At 50.1% G+C, this 15328-nt stretch carries 10 protein-coding genes and 1 pseudogene; 8 read left to right on the top strand and 3 right to left on the bottom strand.

Annotated elements, in window-relative coordinates; translation table 11 throughout:
• Positions 1–3: 3 nt before the first annotated feature.
• Positions 4–186 carry a hypothetical protein gene (locus tag HUN05_04215; protein ID WDP84449.1) on the bottom strand — a complete coding sequence of 61 codons (183 nt, stop codon included), beginning with the start codon at positions 184–186 and terminating at the stop codon, positions 4–6.
• 28 nt (positions 187–214) lie between these two features.
• On the bottom strand, positions 215–1210 hold the full coding sequence (locus tag HUN05_04210) for a YhdH/YhfP family quinone oxidoreductase (GenBank protein ID WDP84448.1): 996 nt from the start codon (positions 1208–1210) through the stop codon (positions 215–217).
• 172 nt (positions 1211–1382) lie between these two features.
• Here HUN05_04210 and HUN05_04205 point away from each other — a divergent pair, with 172 nt between their 5' ends.
• The 6 genes and pseudogenes from HUN05_04205 (at position 1383) to HUN05_04180 (ending at position 7108) form a co-directional block, all read left to right on the top strand.
• Positions 1383–2132 (top strand): hypothetical protein, encoded by a 750-nt coding sequence (locus tag HUN05_04205; protein WDP84447.1) that lies wholly within the window; start codon positions 1383–1385, stop codon positions 2130–2132.
• Positions 2101–3165 carry a response regulator gene (locus HUN05_04200; GenBank protein ID WDP84446.1) on the top strand — a complete coding sequence of 355 codons (1065 nt, stop codon included), beginning with the start codon at positions 2101–2103 and terminating at the stop codon, positions 3163–3165. Before HUN05_04205 ends, HUN05_04200 begins: the two co-directional genes overlap by 32 nt.
• A gap of 267 nt (positions 3166–3432) precedes the next feature.
• Positions 3433–4183, top strand: a pseudogene (gene surE / locus HUN05_04195) (5'/3'-nucleotidase SurE).
• 6 nt (positions 4184–4189) lie between these two features.
• Positions 4190–5338 carry an MFS transporter gene (locus tag HUN05_04190; GenBank protein WDP84445.1) on the top strand — a complete coding sequence of 383 codons (1149 nt, stop codon included), beginning with the start codon at positions 4190–4192 and terminating at the stop codon, positions 5336–5338.
• 13 nt (positions 5339–5351) lie between these two features.
• Positions 5352–6236, top strand: a complete 885-nt coding sequence (locus HUN05_04185) for a DUF4438 domain-containing protein (GenBank protein WDP84444.1) — start codon at positions 5352–5354, stop codon at positions 6234–6236.
• Positions 6237–6283: 47 nt separating this feature from the next.
• Entirely contained in the window at positions 6284–7108 is an 825-nt protein-coding gene (locus HUN05_04180) for a hypothetical protein (GenBank protein ID WDP84443.1), read from the top strand.
• A gap of 84 nt (positions 7109–7192) precedes the next feature.
• Here HUN05_04180 and HUN05_04175 read toward each other — a convergent pair whose 3' ends face one another.
• Positions 7193–8362 carry an IS4 family transposase gene (locus tag HUN05_04175; GenBank protein ID WDP87919.1) on the bottom strand — a complete coding sequence of 390 codons (1170 nt, stop codon included), beginning with the start codon at positions 8360–8362 and terminating at the stop codon, positions 7193–7195.
• Positions 8363–8587: 225 nt separating this feature from the next.
• Here HUN05_04175 and HUN05_04170 point away from each other — a divergent pair, with 225 nt between their 5' ends.
• Entirely contained in the window at positions 8588–12475 is a 3888-nt protein-coding gene (locus HUN05_04170) for a translocation/assembly module TamB domain-containing protein (protein ID WDP84442.1), read from the top strand.
• Between the two features lie 29 nt (positions 12476–12504).
• Entirely contained in the window at positions 12505–15321 is a 2817-nt protein-coding gene (gene bamA, locus HUN05_04165; GenBank protein ID WDP84441.1) for an outer membrane protein assembly factor BamA, read from the top strand.
• Positions 15322–15328: the final 7 nt, after the last annotated feature.

The raw sequence follows: 15328 nt of genomic DNA, 5'->3' as shown, positions 1-15328 counted from the left end.
GGGTTAACCCGCCTCGTAGGTGCACGAGGTAAAGTCAATTTCCTCGCCGCATTGGTCGCATTTATGGGTTTTGTCAAATTCGTCTGAAAAAATTTCCTTGGTTGCATTGCACTTGGGACATTTGCAGGTGAATGATTTTAGTTCTTTAAAATGTTCAAACCCGGGACAATGTTGAGGTGTGCTCATGGGGATCTCCTTCTTGTTTAAGGGTCTTTTATGATTGCAGTTCCACAAGGGTTCTGCCTTTGATCCGGCCTTTGAGAATATTGTCGATAAAGGGGTCCAGATCATTTAAACCGGTCGTTTGGATCAGGGTCTCGGGCAGGCTGGGTTTCCAGTCCGAGGCCAGGTGATGCCAGAGTTTTTTTCTCAAGGCCATGGGGCAGTGCTGGGAATCAATGCCGTGCAGGGAAATTCCCCTGAGAATAAAGGGGAATACGGTGATGGGCAGATTTGGGGAGGCCACAAGGCCGCAGCAGGTCACCCTGCCGTTTTCCATGGTGCCTTTGATGGCGCAGGCCAGGATATCCCCGCCCACCGTATCCACCACCCCGGCCCAGACGGGTTTTAGCAGGGGCGGTGTTGTCTCTTTGATAAAATTTTGTCTTGAAATAATTCGTTCTACCCCCAGAGACGAGAGAAATCCGTCATCAGGCTTGCCTGATACGGCTGCCACCTCATAGCCCAGTTTGGACAGAATGGCACAGGCCAGGGAGCCCACACCGCCGGTGGCACCGGTGACCAGCACCGGCCCCTGGGCAGGGGTAATTTCCGGGACCAGCCGTTCAACGGACATGGCTGCTGTAAACCCGGCCGTTCCCAGGACCATGCTCTGTTCAAGACTCAGTCCGGGGGGCAGGGGAATCACCCAGCTTTCAGGCACCCGGATATATTGTCCAAACCCCCCGTCCGTATCCATTCCAAGATCGTATGAGGTGACGATGACCTTGTCGCCCGGCGAAAATTGGGATGTTTTGCTGGCCTGGACAATGCCTGCCGCGTCAATGCCCGGGGTGTGGGGAAAATTGCGGGTGACCCCTTTGTTGCCTGTGGCGGACAGGGCATCCTTGTAGTTCAGGGATGAATAAAAAACCTGGATAAGAACATCCCCTCGGGGCAGGTCTTTGACTAAACGGTCTTCAACCGTGCGGGAAAAGATTTTGGGCTGAGTTTCCCTTACGACCATGGCCTGAAATTTCGTGTTTTCCATGAAATACCTCCTGGAGAAATCAGTAAAGCGTCAATACTAAACCCATAATACTCAAACCATGATAAGTCAATCTTTTCGCAAGGGATCTTTTAAATTTTTCCCATATCTGTTAAAAAAAACTTGCCTGTGTTTGAGTGAATTATTCTTTATGAGCGATCTATACCAGGAGACTATGATCAGTCCTGTAGAAAAACAGGTGTTGGAGCATCCTGCAACCCTCAAGGGGTTTTTATTTGTCCTGGTGCCGTTCATCTCCCTGTTTAATATTTATGTGGGTTTTTCCGGACGGTTCTGGGCATCCTGGGTTCTCAATTTCCAGCTTTTGGGATTCATTCTCGTTCTTTGGGTTATGAAATCCCGGCTTTTGGATTTGAAGAAAATGTTGATTTACCGGTATGTGTTACGATTCCAGCTCCTTGTTTTCGGTGTTTATATATTGGGGGGGGGGGGCGTTTTGCATCAGGCGGACGTCAGCCCCTGGACATTTTTGTTTCTCTTTTTACTTTCTTTGTGGATGCCTGATCGCTTGGGGGTGTCCATTGCCCTGGCATTTAATTTTGCCCTGATCTTCTGTTTTCTGGCCACCGGCCTGGATGTTTTCTGGGCAAACCAGGCCTATTGGACCCGGTTTTTTATTGCCGTGGGCCTTTTTTCCCTTTTGACCCTGGGGACGGCGTTGGTCCGCCGGAGTTATTTGTCCGGTTTTTTTGCAGCCAGGGCTGAACTCAAGGAATCAGAACGCAAATACAGGGCCCAGAGCCGGAAACTGATCCAAGAGATCCAGCAGAGGGACCGGGTTGAAAAACAGCTTCTTCATGCCATAAAAATGGAGACGGTTGGCCGGGTGGCTTCCGGTGTGGCCCATGATTTGAACAATATACTTTCCGGCCTTGTCACCTATCCCGACCATGGACAAGGATGATCCTTTAAAAGATGCCCTTGAAACCATTAAATCATCGGGATTGAAGGCCGCAGCCATTGTGGATGACCTTTTAACCCTGTCCCGTCGGGGGGTGGTGACAGCCGTTCCCATGGATATTCAGCAGATTGCCGAATCCTACCTTGGCAGCCCGGAACACCGGCAGTTTATGGCGGCCCACAAATCGATATCCATAAGGACCCAGTTTGAACCCTGCAGTAAAACCGTTATCGGATCTCCGGTCCATCTTTCCAAAACCCTGATGAATCTTTTAACCAACGGGGTGGAAGCCATTTCAGGCACCGGTGAGATTTTGATCCGGGTCAGAGAACAGGTGTTGTCACAGCCCCAAAAAATTATTTACCCGGTCCAGGGATATTTTAAGATTCCCAAGGGAGAGTATATCCTTTTTTCCATTTCAGATAACGGGGCCGGGATTGCCCCGGAAGAGATTGAATTCATATTTGAACCCTTTTATACCAGCAAACAGATGGGCCGTTCCGGAACAGGCCTTGGCATGGCCCTGGTGATGGGTGCGGTCAATGACCACAAGGGATTTATCCAGGTTGAATCCACCCTGGGCCAGGGCACCTGTGTGGATATTTATTTTCCCGCCGTTGTCCAGGCCCGTGAATCAGGAAAAGAGGTTAAAAACAGGCTGGTAAAAGGGAAGAACCAACACCTGCTGGTGGTTGATGACGACCCCGTTCAATTGGAAATTGCCTGCCGGCTCCTGGAGCGGCTGGGATATCGGGTCCACTGTTGCGCCTCGGGTGAGGAGGGGCTTGAATTTTTAAACCGGAACCCGGTGGATCTGGTGATTCTTGATATTATTATGGAACCCGGGATGGACGGGGTGGCCGTGTGTGAACAGATTTTAAAAAAGCCCCCGGACCAGGCCGTTCTTTTTGTCACGGGATTTTCCGATGCTGCCACCCTGAGCCGTGGCAATTGTTTGTTCAAGCCCTATTCTCTGGACCGGATGGGGGCCATGGTAGAGGCTCGTTTAAGGGCCAGGCGCCCTGCCCTTCAGTGAGTCTCCCCTCAAGGCTGCAAAAGTCATCGAAGGCTTGCCGGGTCAACATGCCCAGGCCTCCCCTTGGCCTTTGACCGCGCGGCGCTTTCATGGCAGAGATGCCCGGCCCCTGGCAGTCGTATATTCAGCTTGGATGATCCGGGGAGCCGTCTATTTTAAAATTACCACCCAATGCTTGACTTTTTACTTGAAAATCCCCTAGAGTCGCCTCAATACAATTAAGGCATAAAAAGGTTAACCAACGGATTAAAATAAACAGAGAAAAATATGAAAATATTAGTGACAAATGACGATGGATACCGGGCCCCGGGTATTCAGGCCCTTTACCGGGCATTGACCCGGGATCATGAGGTGATCCTGGCTGCGCCCGACAGGGAAAGAAGCGCCATTGGACACGGCATTACCCTGAATCAGCCCCTGCGGTATGACCGGGTGGATCTTAACGGCGGCGGTCAGGGGTATGCGGTTACCGGAACCCCTGCTGACTGCGTTAAACTGGCCTTGGCAACCCTTTGCCAGGGCCGTCCGGATCTGGTGATTTCAGGCATTAATGCAGGCTCCAATACCGGGATCAATATTAATTATTCAGGCACGGCAGGTGCGGCAAGGGAGGCGGCCCTGAACGGTATTGTCTCCATTGCCGCTTCCATTCAGTACGGAGAGGTCATGGATTTTAAGGGCATGGCCAAATACCTGGTCTCCAGGGTGGACAAGGTCTGTTCCCAGGGCCTGCCCAAGGGGGTGTTTTTGAACATTAACGGACCCTGTATCCCCATGGATCAGATTGAGGGGGGCGCGTATCACCTGCCAGGCAGACAACAACCTTTCCACTGGTTTTGTTCGGCAAAAAGATCCCAGGAAAAAACCCTATTTCTGGTATTCCCAGATGGATGCGGCAGCACCGGGCCGGGACACGGACAATCGGGCTATTCAGGATCATTTTTTATCCATTACCCCCATCCAATGCGACATGACCGCCTATGGGGTCATGGAGATGCTTCAGACCTCAGGATACTAGAATTCCATGGAAAAAAAATTTGATGGCCCCAGGGTCTCTTTGATCTCTTTTGCCCACTTTGTCCATGACCTTTACACCAGTTTTCTCTCCCCTCTGCTGCCCTTGATCATTGAAAAGCTTTCTTTGAGCCTGAGTAAGGCAGGGCTTTTGTCCACGGTGATGCAGATTCCGGCCCTGGTCAATCCCCTGATCGGGCTTTTTGCAGACAATCGCGGGCTTGCCAGGTGGCTGGTAATTATTGCCCCGACCTTGACGGCCATTCCCATGAGTTTTATGGGCATCGCCCCGTCCTACGGCATGCTTTTGGTCCTGTTTTTTTTGGCCGGGATTTCAGTGGCCCTTTTCCATGTGCCTGCCCCGGTGCTGGTGGCAAGGTACAGCCGGGATCTCAAGGGCCGGGGCATGAGTTTTTTCATGACCGGCGGGGAACTTGCCAGAACACTCGGACCCATGGTGGCCGTGGCCGCCGTCACGGTTCTGGGGCTGGCAAATTTTCACTATATTCTGGTTTTAGCTTTGGTCACGTCGATACTTTTATACTTAACTCTGGAACCTTCGGATGAGAAGATTGCCTTTAAAAGGCGGGGATCTTTAAAATCCGCCTACAGGGAGATCTGTCATGTTCTGGAGCCCCTGACCGGCATTCTGGCGGCCCGGGCCTTTATGCACGGGTCCATGGGCATGTTTTTAACCGTTTACGTGGAGCAGAAGACCCAGAGTTTATGGTACGGGGGGGCTGCCCTGGCCGCATACGAGGCCCTGGGCGTGGCAGGGATTTTGTCCGCCGGTACTCTCTCGGACCGGTTGGGACGGCAGCGGGTGCTGTTCTGGGCCCTTGTGATTGCCCCGGTTTCCATTCTTTTGTTTATATTGACTTCAGGGATTTTCCAGGTTCTCATGCTCATGGTGACAGGGTTTACAGTCTTGTCCACCACCCCTGTGATGCTGGCGTTGATCCAGGAAACAGCCAAAGACAACCCTTCGGCCGCAAACGGGCTGTTCATGATGATTTCTTTTGCGGTCCGTTCCATTGCCGTGGTGGTGGTCGGGGCGTTAGGAGATGCCTTCGGACTGGATTATATGTTTATTATCGCTGCAATAACAGGATTTACAGCGGTTCCTTTTTTAATTAAACTGGGCAGATATCCAAAATAAAAGGAAAAAATTTATGTTAAAGACCAACAAAGATAAAGTCGTGGAAATGTTCTTGGCGTGCAAACCCGGAATGCCCCGGGTGGGCCTGGGCTGGAAGGTGGATCACCAGGGAGAGCCTTTTTTATTGCCCGCCATCGGCGGAATCACCCTCAATGTCCAGGCCGGGGATTCAGCCTTTGGTCTGGCCGGGGACCACATCGAACCCGGGGTCTCGTGTACGGCCAATGGTGAAAAACCCAATGAATTTCCCAATAATTCCCTCCAGCTTCTGTCCTGTGTGGGAAATGAGGCCCGGCTGATTTCAGGAGAAGCCAAGGGGGGAACCGGTGTGGTCATCGGCCATCACGGAGGATCCGAGCATATTATTGTGGATTTTCCCCGGGCAGTCAAAGAGAAGATGACCTATGAGGATAAGATTCTCATCCGGGCCAAGGGCCAGGGGCTTGCCCTGACAGATTACCCGGAGATCAAGCTGTTTAACCTGGATCCCAACCTTTTGGAAAAGATGAAGATTTCAGAGCAGGGAAACGGACGGCTCAAGGTCGGGGTCACCACCATGGTACCGGCCCCGTGCATGGGATCAGGGGTTGGCCGGGCCCATGTGGGGGCAGGGGACTATGACATCATGACCTCAGATCCTGACACGGTTGAAAAATATCGCCTGGACCAGATGCGGTTCGGGGATTTTGTGGCACTCATGGACCATGACAACTCCTATGGCCGGGCCTTTGTCCAGGGGGCGGTGAGCATCGGCATCCTGGTTCATTCCGACTGCCGGCTGGCCGGCCACGGTCCAGGGATTTCTACCCTCATGACCTGCCCTAAGTCCTTGATTGAGCCTGTGATTGATCCCGGGGCAAATATTGCGGATATTCTGGGGCTGGGGGCTGAAACCTGAAGCCTGTTTTTATTATAGGCCTGACCTGGTGCCTGGTCTTATCAGGAATGAATTTTCTGGGACAGGTGCTGCCGGAAAAGGGCCTCATCTTCCAGGTTTTTGAATATGGCTTTATCCTGGGATTTGTCTTGTTGGCGGCCTGGGTTTCAAGGGTGTATATGATCCGTATTGACCCCCGGATTCAAGGGCAGGGGGCGTTGCGGACAAAGGTGCTGGCCGCCTGTTTTTTTATTTTTGCAGCCGGGTATGGATGGGTTGTTTTGACCGGAGAACGATCCAATGTGCTGACCTGTGTTTTAACCCTTAACCTGGTCTTGTTTGCCTCTGTTTTGGGAAGCTGGCTGGCCGTGTCCTTGAAACGTCCTGCCGAGCTTGTACCGGTTTGCGTGGTTGTTTCCCTTGCTGATCTGTTCAGCGTTTTTGCCGGCCCGACCCGGAATTTTGCAGAGAATATTTCAGGCTATTATGAAGGGGGAATGAAAGGGATTCCCCCTTTGGTGGATTTTTTTCTTCTAAAAATGCCTTTGCCCGGATCTGATCTTTTTCTGCCGGTTTTCGGGGTCTCTGACTGGGTTGTGATTGTTTTTCTTTGTGCCTGTGCTGAAAAATTTAAAATGAATGACAGTCTGGTTGGAAAACAGGGGCGTTTGTACTTTCCGATAGCCTGCCTTGGATTGTGCCTGTCCATATTTTCTGCCTGGTGGGGAAATCTTTTTTTACCTGCCCTTCCCTTTATCTCCCTGGGATTTGCCGGGGTGATGGCAGTGAGATATCCTGAGATGCGCAAACTGACAAAGGCTGAGATCCGTCCCATGCTTGGATTTTCAGCTCTATTGATCGGCCTGATCATTATGGTCAGAGTGTTCCGCTAAAAAATGGATCGGCCGGGGAATCATCGCCCGGGTGTTCAGCCGCATATTTCACCAAAGGATTGGGTTTTTTTCAGTGATGTCCGGTTAGGTTTTTGCTTGCTCAATAATTTTTTGATCTTTGACAATATTGTCCCTGTTTGAACTATGAGAGCCCTGCTCCTCGCAGCCAAAAAGGTCATTTAGAATGGCGGTTCGCAGCTGCCGAACTCTTTTGATCGTGACCTTTTCATTAAACTGTTTTTGGCAATGGATTGCCAGTAACAGGTAAGTGATAAGGCCGCCAAGAATCTGAACCATAAGGCCGTATTCACTGCGGGCAATGAGATGATATACCTTCAGATGTTCTTTCCACCATTTGAAAAAATCCTCAATGGTCCACCGGAGTTTATAAATTGTTGCTATTTGTTCCGCTGTTAAATCATGCCTGTCAGTTGCCACATAGTATTTGACGCCAGCAATTTTATAGCCAACAACCCGAACAGGCCTTTTCGTCTGGTTTTGATTCGGAGTACCAAGTTTAACCAGTGCATCATAAAAAATGTAGCTGTCGGAAGGGGTCTCGTGGTTATCAATAATTGTTCTTGTTGTCCTGGTTTTTATACGGCAGACAAAATGTTTGCCTTGCTCCTGAAGCAGGTCAAATTCTTTATGGGATTGATATCCACGATCCATAACACCTGTTTGCCCCTTGGAAAGTATTTTGGGAACAAAAGTGCGTTCAGCGCCGTTGCCTTCAGTCAAAAAGATTTTGTTTGGGATTCCGTGATTAATGTCAAATCCGCAATGTACTTTGGCTTTTTTACTTCCTTTTCTGTAGTTCGCCCAGTGCATTGAAAGGACTGCATTTATGAGACTACCGTCAATGGAAACCAACTCTCCTAACTCGGCGTGTTCACCCGGATGACACTCAAGAGCCTGTTTATAAAGATCCTCAAAGATAAATTGCAGTTGTTCGAGTCCCCTGTGATTGATGGCTTCACAGAAACTACTACGGCTGATACCACCGTCTGGCGCAATATTTTCTTTAGCAAAAACATTCTCCTTGAGATCCTGAATTAAATGTCGGGCAGACTTGTGCTCCTGAAGATGGAAATAAACCAAAGCATTTATCTGGTCTTCGAATGTCATTTTTAAAGGGCGGTCTCCTCGAGATTGTAATTCCGGTGCTTTTGAAAGTGACTTTATCAGAGGGCACCTGAAATTGTCAAAGTTCAGGGACCGTAGTTGTTTTTTAGGGACTGAGATGTGCGTCATTTGAGCTCCTTGAGTTAAATTTTCAAGGCGCACAAAAATTTTTACGCACATTTGTCAACACAAAACCGACTGTTTTTTCAATGATTTTAGATGCTTTTTATATGCAACAACCTAACCGGACACTACTGGGTTTTTTTCAAATTGTCATGAAATATCCGGGCAAAAGGTGAGGCCGGATGAGTACAACCCAAAGCGTTGGTTAGGGGGAAAAAGGAGGAGAGAACCTTGTTGGCCCGGGGCAGAAAAATCTATGTATGGGCAGGGATTGTCTGTGGGCTTTTTATGGCCTTTGCCTGGGGCCTGGCCTGGTTTTTGGAGAGCCGGTTTCCCCGGGATTTTCTGCTTGCCCGTATGAATGAGACCATTCCCGGTTACCTGCTGGTTGATAAAGTCAGGCTTGGTATTTTTGCAGGACAGCTGGATCTGGAGGGAATTGTTTTGCAGGGGGAGGCCGGGAAAGACCTGGTTCGCATCAAAAAACTGGGCCTGGATTTATCCTGGACCCGGCTGATGTCAAAAGAAATCTCCTTATCCCGGCTTGTTCTGGATTCTCCTGAATTCAGGCTCAGCATTTTGGAAGACGGGTCTTCCAACCTTTTGACGGCTTTGATTCCGCCCAGGTCCTCCCCCCCTGAACGTTCAACCGGGCCCCTGGAAATTCCCTTTAATATCCTGATCGATGAATTTGAGCTCAATCAAGGCCGTGTCCAGGTTAAGATGCCGGACAATGATCTGAATCTTGTTGGTTCAGGGCTGGATATCCGGGTTTCAGAATTTGATCTCTTTGAAACCTCTGCCCGGCTCAAGATGGAGATGGCGACCGGAGATATCCAATACAAGGGGCAATTCTTTGTTCTTGATCCCTGGCTTGTCCAGGCAGATCTTGAGGAGGGCCAACTCTCTGATATCCTTGTTCAGGGCGGATCCTCCGGGGTCGACATGAAGATCCGGGGACAGATCAAGGATATTTTTACAACCCCTGTGCTGGATATGAGCCTGGCTTCCGGGATAATACTGGAACCTGTCGTTCGGGCGGCAGGGATAAAGAATTTAGATCTAAACGGCCGGGTCCGAGCTAAGATCAGTGTTAAAGGCCGTCCTGATAATCCTGGGGTAAAGATTTTTATCTCTTCTAAAGGTGGAGGCGTCAATCAATATTCATTTGGCCGTTCTGATTTCAGATTGATGATGACAGACAGACAGGCAACCATGGGGGTGGCCTGCCTTGGTTCCCCTGTGGGAGACTTTTCCCTGGACGGGAAGGTGGATCTTGAAACCGCTTTTCCCAACGGGTTTTTACAAGGCTTTGATTTGAACGAAGTCTCTTATGAAGCGGATCTTGCTCTGGAGGGGGTGAAATTGTCAGCCATGGCCCCAACCCTTCCAAAGGGCCAAGTATCTTCCAGAATACGGCTGGAGGGCCAGGGGGTTTATCCTGAAAACCTGAGGGCTGCCATTCAATCCGAATCCATTGCCAGTTTTTTTCAATCCCGGGAAGGGGGGGGCCCAATGGATTTCAACCTCAGCATGGATGCGGATTTTGATCAGTCCGTGGCCAAGGTCAGCTCCATCTGTCTGACCATGCCGGGAGGAGAATTCACAGGCCAGGGCCGGATGGACATAGCCAGCCGGGAAATTTTAGGCCGCCTTGAACTTGAGATGGATGATCTCGGAGCCCTGGACAGGCTTAGCCGTGTTCAAGGAAAAGGACGCCTCAGGGCCACGGCAGATATTGACGGTCCTTTTGGGTCTTGGGTGACCCTCTCCCTTTTGGGTTCAAATTTGGCCCTCAATGATATTTTTCTCGGCGATTTGACATTAAACGCCGGCCTGGAACCCTCCGGACAATTGGATATTGATCTATTGGAATTGTCCCGGGGCAGGTCTTTAATCTCAGTCTCCGGCCGGGCAGGGGTATTGGACTCTACCCTGTCACCCATACCAGACCCCGATGTTGAGATAAATCTGTCAGGAGACTCTGTCTTTCTGGAAGATTTTTTTAAAGACCTTCGGGGCAGCCTCTTTCTGGACGGTCAGGTCAAGGGCCGGATTTCAAACCTTGGGGGACGGTTGAATATTGAGGGTCAAGCCCTTGGGTTTAAAGATCAGTCCATTGATGAATTCTCCTCTAAAATTTTCCTTCAGGGGTCTGTTCTTGAGATTGCCCAACTGGATATTCAGGTCGCACCCGGTTCGGTGGTCAAGGCCAGAGGAACGGCCGCGCCAATGGATCAGACCTTTGATCTCAGGGTGGCGTCAGATGATTTTGATTTAACCTGTCTGGACCCGGTCAAAAAAACAGGTGTCAGCAGCGGGCGCTTGTTTCTGGATCTGTCCGCCCGGGGCCCCATGAAAGATCCTGAAGTTAAAGGGAATCTGGGTGTAAAACATCTTGTTATTTCAGGGGAAAAACAAGCGCCTGGCAATTTTGGGGTTGAATTGAGAAACAGGCGTTTGGAGATAAAAGGAGATCTGGGATTTCCCATGGAGGGGACCTTTCATCTGGATACCCAGGCATATACAGCCGCCCTTGATATGGACGGGGTTGACCTGTCTCCCTATTTTAAACTATGGGGCCGGCCCCAGCTCACCGGGAGGGTATTCGGCAGAATCCAGGCCCGGGGCCAGGGGGACCGGCTGGATCTTGTAAAGGGCTCAGCCGATCTTTCTAAACTGGATATTCAGTTTGCAAACCGGCCTTTTATGGGGATAAAGGATCTGGGTATCCTTGTTGAAAACGGGCAATACCGCCTGGGGCCGGTTCATATCCGCCTGCTGGAAAAGGGGCGCCTTTGGGTCAAAGGCAAGGGCAGCCTTGGGGGGGCGCTTGATTTTCAGGCCCAGGGAGATATTCCCCTGGACATTATTTCCCCCCTGGTGAAACCGGTTGAATCTGCCTCGGGCAGGATCCGTATGAACGCTGCCATTGACGGCAGCATCGCATCTCCCCGGGTATCCGGGGAGATCCAATTCAAGGGGCTGGGATTATCCATTGATTCAATTGATCAGGATTTCAAGGAGATAGAGGGCCGGATCAATGTTAGCCCAGGGCAGGTTGAAATCCTTGGGGTTAAGGGGGCGCTGGGCCAGGGCCACTTTGATCTGGGCGGCAGTATCGGGTTAAAAGAATGGGCGGTGAATACAATTGATCTTACCTTAAATGCCCTTCAACTGAACCTGGACATCCCGGATGTAATAGACCTGAATCTGAACGGTCATCTGAGCCTTGGGGGGGATGGCGATGGATCTGATCTGGTGGGTGAAATTGTACTCGTTGAGGGCCGATATTATAAGGATGTTGAGCTGGACCTCGTCTCTTCGGCCACCCGGAGGACACGGAAACTTGCGCCTTTGGAAGAGCGGTCTTTTCCTGAATTTTTCCGGAATATCGGTCTGAACGTTCATCTGAGCCGGCGAAAGCCTTTGCTGGTGGACAATAATCTGGCCTACCTTCAGGTCAGTCCGGATCTGACAATCCAGGGCAGCCTGGATGCGCCCTTATTGGCCGGACGTGCCCAGGTGGATTCCGGTATTATTAATTTTCAAAAAGTTGAATTTGAGGTCAAAAAAGGCATCATTGATTTTTTGAACCCCTATAAGATAGAGCCCGATATTGAGATTGAGGGTGAAACCCAAATTCGGGACTGGACCATTACCCTGGCGGTTTCAGGCACACCGGACAATCTGGATTTTCAATTTTCTTCAGACCCCTCGGAGCAGCATGAAGATATTCTTTCCTTGATAGCCTTTGGCAAGACCACAAGGGAACTGCGTTCGGCAGACGGTGGGGGAGGCTTTGCCCCCCAAGGGATTCTCTCCGGGATGGTTGCCGATATACTGGAAAAAAAAGGGAAAGAGGCCACGGGATTTGATTATTTTGAGATCAAACCCCAGGATACCGATGACCAGGGGAATCCCGGGGTAAAGGTGACCATTGGGACGGATTTGTCCCGGAAGATCAGTGTTAAATACGGAGTGGATGTCAGGAACGGTGAGACGGTTCAGCGGGTGACCACCGACTATAAACTGCTTGAGAATCTGTTTATGAGGGGATACCAGGATACGGGTGGAAATTTTGGGGGTGAATTAAAATACCGATTGGAATTCAGGTGAGCCAGGTGCTGATATGGGAAAGAAAAATAATGAATTGCCCTTTACGGCCATGGGTGTTTTTTGCTGTTATCATGGGCGCCTTTTTTGTTTTTTTTGCTGAGCCCGGGTTTACCACGCCTCACGGCCAGGACGGTTTAGAAAAAATTTTTCAGATTGATATCCAAATTCAAGGAGAGAGAAAGGGGGTCTGGCAGGCGGTTGCCAGGAATCTGATCCAGATAAGGCCTTTGGATCCCTATGATCCTGCAGTGGTGGCCCGGGCCATTGACCGTCTTTCAGATTCAAAGGTGTTTCAATCCATTCATGTGCCGGATCCGGAAAAAACCGCCCAGGGCATGAAAATTGTGTTTGAGCTTCATCCTTTTGGCCGGATCAAGGATATCCATGTTAAGAATGCCTTTCCGCTTTTCGAGCGGGAAGTGATGAATATGATGACCATCTCCATTGGGGATGTTTTTATAGAAAAGAGATTGGAAGATCAGTCCAAACGGGTGACGACCCTGTTCCAACGGCAGGGATATATTGATCCTCAGGTATCTTTGTCCGCCCAAAAGGATGAGGCCGATGGAAATTTTCAGGTCTGGGTTCACATTCATAAGGGGGCGTTTTTTCAGGTGAACCAGGTCCGCATCATGGGGAATGACCATTTTTCTTCGTCACGCCTGAAGTTAAGGATCAAAACCTGGAAAGCCTCGATTTTGTTCGGCAGCGCCAAACGGTTTATCCAAAAGGATTTGGATGAGGATGTGAAGAATTTTATTCAGTTTTACCGGGAAAAAGGATTTGCAGAGGTCAAGGTCCGGGCCCAAGTTTTGAGGAATGAAAAAGAAAAAAAGGTAGACCTGGTCTTCCACATTGAAGAGGGACCCCGATACGGATTTGTCTTTCAGGGAAATGAACAATTTTGGGACCATACCCTGAACCGGGAGATGACCCTGTCCAGGGAGGGGAATGAAAATGATTTTGCCCTTAGAAAAAGCATCCGGAACCTGAAACAAAAATATCGTCTCAAAGGATATCCGGATGTAAAAGTTGAGTCCGGGGTCAAGGCGCCCCCCCCTGACAATCCAACAGTAAAGCAGGTGACCCTTGCCATTGATGAAGGTGACCAATATTGTGTTTCTAAAATTAAGATCACAGGAAACCGGGTCTTTTCGGAGAAAACGATCCTTGAACAGATGTTGACCCGGGTACCGCTGTTTCAACGTTGCGGTGTCTATGTGTCCAAAACACTTGATGAAGATATCAACGCCATTCGGGCGCTTTATCTCCGGCAGGGGTATCAAAGGACAAATATTGACCGCCGGGTCAGGGTGCGGGATGATCCGGGCAGATCCGGGCACAAGCAGGTGGAAATCAGCCTGGTCATTGACGAGGGCATTCAAACCAAGGTCGGTCAGCTCCGGTTTGAGGGGGTGTATGCCCTGTCTCATGAGGCGGCTGTGGATCTGATCTCCTTGACGCCAGGACAACCCTTCAGAGAGTATATGATCAAAACGGACGAGAATCGTCTGAGGCAGAGTATTTCTGAACTGGGGTATCCCAATTGCCAGGTAACCTCGGCCAGGGTGCTGAGCGTTGACCGGACCCGGTTAACCCTGACCTATCTGGTGGATGAAGGTCCCCATGCAAGGGTTGGACAGACCTATTATATGGGGAATTTCAGAACCAGCCCGTCTGTACTTGACAATGAAATGAAATTGTCAGAAGGAGAGTCCCTTTCCCTTATACGACTGCTTGAGAGCCGTCAAAATATGATGAATGTCAATGCCCTTGATTCGGTTCGGTTCAGGACCATCGGCTTGGAAAACAAGGAGCCAAAGGTCGATATCATTGTGGAGGTAGAGGAGAAAAAACCCTATTATGTTGAAATGGGAACCGGGTATGATACCGAGCGTCATCTATATTTCAATTCAACACTTGGGGATCATAATTTTCTAGGTCAAAATCTTGACCTTAAACTGGAAGCCGAGGTGAGCCAGATCGGATATAAAGCAGACCTGGCCCTGTTGGAACCACGGCTTTTGACTAGCCAAATCCGTTCCAATACCCGGGTTTTTGGTGAAAAACAAGAGGCGTTCAACAAGGATTTCGGCTCCCGGACCTATGGGGTTTCCCAGGATTTTTATCAGGATTTTCTGTCCAGGACCCTGATTCTGAACCTGGGCCTGTCCTATGAATTCAGAGAACAATATCTGACCCGGTACCGGCCGTTGACCCTGGAGGAAACAGATCCGTATGAGCCGAGGCATGTGCTGGTGGCAAGCCCGGGAATCCTCTACAATACTACGGATTCTCATGTCAGGCCCAAAAAGGGATGGGTCTCCTCTGTTAATGCGGATATCTCAAACGGGCTTGACAATTCTGTGGATGATTTTATCAAATATCAGTTGGAAGCCCGGTATTACTATACCCTGTTTTCACCTCTGGTCATGGCTTTCAGGGGCAGGTACGGGTTTATTCAACCCTATGGCGCCAACACCCGAGTGCCTGAGGATCAATTGTTTTTTTTAGGGGGCACTTCAAGTGTTCGGGGGTTTGATGAGAACCTTCTGGCCTATGACACTGCCGGCCAGGCCGTCGGGGGCCGGGAGGTGATCCTTGGCGCGGTTGAAGCCCGGTATGACCTGGGGCTGAACTTTGAGATTTCCGGGTTCTACGATATCGGGGCAATCCGGCAGACACAGGGCAGAGGCGGATCCGAAAGTTTTAGAGATTCCGTCGGCCTTGGGCTCAGGTATCAGACCCCCATTGGCCCCATTGGATTTTTATACGGCTGGAAACTGGATCCCCGGCCAGATGAAAGCGGTGGCAGCTTTCATTTTTCCATGGGATATACCTTCTGATTTTTTT

It is taken from the genome of Desulfobacter sp. (genome assembly GCA_028768545.1).
In the GTDB taxonomy this organism is placed as follows: domain Bacteria; phylum Desulfobacterota; class Desulfobacteria; order Desulfobacterales; family Desulfobacteraceae; genus Desulfobacter.
This window is presented reverse-complemented; position numbering and strand designations above follow the sequence as displayed.

Excerpts from the sequence above, each read along its gene's own strand:
- HUN05_04215 (WDP84449.1), bottom strand. The coding sequence starts at position 186 with ATGAGCACACCTCAACATTGTCCCGGGTTTGAACATTTTAAAGAACTA.
- HUN05_04210 (WDP84448.1), bottom strand. The coding sequence starts at position 1,210 with ATGGAAAACACGAAATTTCAGGCCATGGTCGTAAGGGAAACTCAGCCC.
- HUN05_04205 (WDP84447.1), top strand. The coding sequence starts at position 1,383 with ATGATCAGTCCTGTAGAAAAACAGGTGTTGGAGCATCCTGCAACCCTC.
- HUN05_04190 (WDP84445.1), top strand. The coding sequence starts at position 4,190 with ATGGAAAAAAAATTTGATGGCCCCAGGGTCTCTTTGATCTCTTTTGCC.
- HUN05_04185 (WDP84444.1), top strand. The coding sequence starts at position 5,352 with ATGTTAAAGACCAACAAAGATAAAGTCGTGGAAATGTTCTTGGCGTGC.
- HUN05_04180 (WDP84443.1), top strand. The coding sequence starts at position 6,284 with ATGAATTTTCTGGGACAGGTGCTGCCGGAAAAGGGCCTCATCTTCCAG.
- HUN05_04175 (WDP87919.1), bottom strand. The coding sequence starts at position 8,362 with ATGACGCACATCTCAGTCCCTAAAAAACAACTACGGTCCCTGAACTTT.
- bamA (WDP84441.1), top strand. The coding sequence starts at position 12,505 with ATGAATTGCCCTTTACGGCCATGGGTGTTTTTTGCTGTTATCATGGGC.